This window comes from Nocardiopsis chromatogenes YIM 90109, from assembly GCF_000341185.1.
GTDB lineage: Bacteria > Actinomycetota > Actinomycetes > Streptosporangiales > Streptosporangiaceae > Nocardiopsis_A > Nocardiopsis_A chromatogenes.
This window is the reverse complement of sequence record NZ_ANBH01000365.1, coordinates 1-1,387: the sequence shown is the minus strand read 5'-3', so window position 1 is coordinate 1,387 and position 1,387 is coordinate 1. Positions and strand designations below refer to the sequence as shown.

The following is a 1,387-nucleotide window of genomic DNA, read 5'->3' as shown; positions in this document are numbered from 1 at the left end:
CCCCCGGATTCGCCAAGCCCGCCGTCACCGCCGCCGGGGGCCTCGCAATGGTGGCGGTCTCCGCGGCCATGGGAGGATGAGGCATGGCCGTGATCCACCGCACCGTCCTGCGCCCCACCAAGCTGGAGCTGCTCACCGCCTGGCTCCCTTCCCGGCCCTGGTACCGCGGGGAGGGGGAACCGGAGCTCTCCAAGGCCGGCGGCTTCCGCTTGGACGACCCGGAGGGCGAGGTCGGGATCGAGTTCATGGTGGTCGCCGACGGGTGCGGACCCGCCCCGACCGCCTACCTGGTCCCGCTCACCTACCGGGGCGCCCCGCTCGACGGGGCGGAGGACGCCCTCGTCGGCACCATGGAGCACGGCGTCCTGGGGACGCGCTGGGTCTACGACGCCCGCCACGACCCCGTGGCCGTGGCCCAGCTCTCGGCCCTGCTCGAAGGCCGGGTCCAGGCCCAGGAGCAGAGCACCAGCGACGCCGTCGCCCAGGACGTCGAGGTCTCCGTCGGCACCGCCGTTGCCGAGCCCCGGGTGCACCGGGTCCCGGCGGACGCGCTCTCCGAGGGGGCGAACGGCCACGTCACCGGCGTCTGGACGATGCCCGACGGCACACAGGGCTGGGGCGTCCTCGCCTCCGGCTGACCAAGGGCGCTACCCCTGCCGCTCCGCGGCATCCATGCGCTGGGTGCCCACCACCGACAGCAGGCGCATCGCCTCCTCCGACGACGTGCCGGGCTCGGCCGTGTAGATCACCACCTGCTGGTCCCGGTCGGCGATGTCGAGGACGTCGCACACCACCGTCACCGGGCCCACCACCGGGTGCCGCAGCGTCTTGCACAGCGCGGGGCGGGCGCACACGTCGTGCGACGCCCACAGCCGGGCGAACTCGGCGCTGCCCTCCAGCAGCTCCCGCACCAGCCCCGCCACCTCCGGGTCCTCCGGGTAGCGCGCGGCGGCCGCGCGCAGCCGCCGCGCCGCCGAGCCCGCGAACCCGTCGGCGCCCGCGCTGAACAGCTCCCGCCCCGACCCGAGGAAGTACCGGCGCAGCAGGTTGCGGTCGCGCGGCGGCACCGCCGAGAAGTCCTCCAGCAGCGCCGCCGCCAGCGCGTTCCAGGCGATCACCTCATAGGTCGCCGACAGGACGATCGCCGCCGCGTTCGGCAGCCGCTCCAACAGCGCCAGGATGCTCGGCCGCACCTCGCGGGAAGGGCCGGGCGGCGGCCCCGGCGGGGAGCCCGCCAGGTGGTGCATGTGGTCGCGCTCGGCGTCCGACAGCCGCAGCGCGCGGGCCACCCCCGCCAGCACCTCGCCCGACGGGCGCGGGGCCCGCGCCTGCTCCAGCCGCGTGTAGTACTCCGTCGAGATGAACGCCAGCCGCGCCACCTCCTCCC

Annotated in this window: 2 protein-coding genes; one reads left to right on the top strand and one right to left on the bottom strand. The window is 75.7% G+C overall.

The window, feature by feature from the left end:
- The first annotated feature begins 83 nt into the window (after positions 1 to 83).
- A complete protein-coding gene (locus D476_RS0130695) occupies positions 84 to 638 on the top strand; it encodes a maltokinase N-terminal cap-like domain-containing protein (protein ID WP_017627700.1) in 555 nt (184 codons plus the stop codon).
- A 9-nt stretch (positions 639 to 647) separates the two neighbouring features.
- On the opposite strand, the gene D476_RS0130690 is transcribed toward D476_RS0130695, so the two are convergent.
- Positions 648 to 1,387 (bottom strand): helix-turn-helix transcriptional regulator (locus D476_RS0130690; RefSeq protein ID WP_017627699.1); only part of this gene is annotated, 740 nt, incomplete at its 5' end.

Coding starts and splice junctions, on each gene's coding strand:
- D476_RS0130695 (WP_017627700.1), top strand. CDS start 84: ATGGCCGTGATCCACCGCACCGTCCTGCGCCCCACCAAGCTGGAGCTG.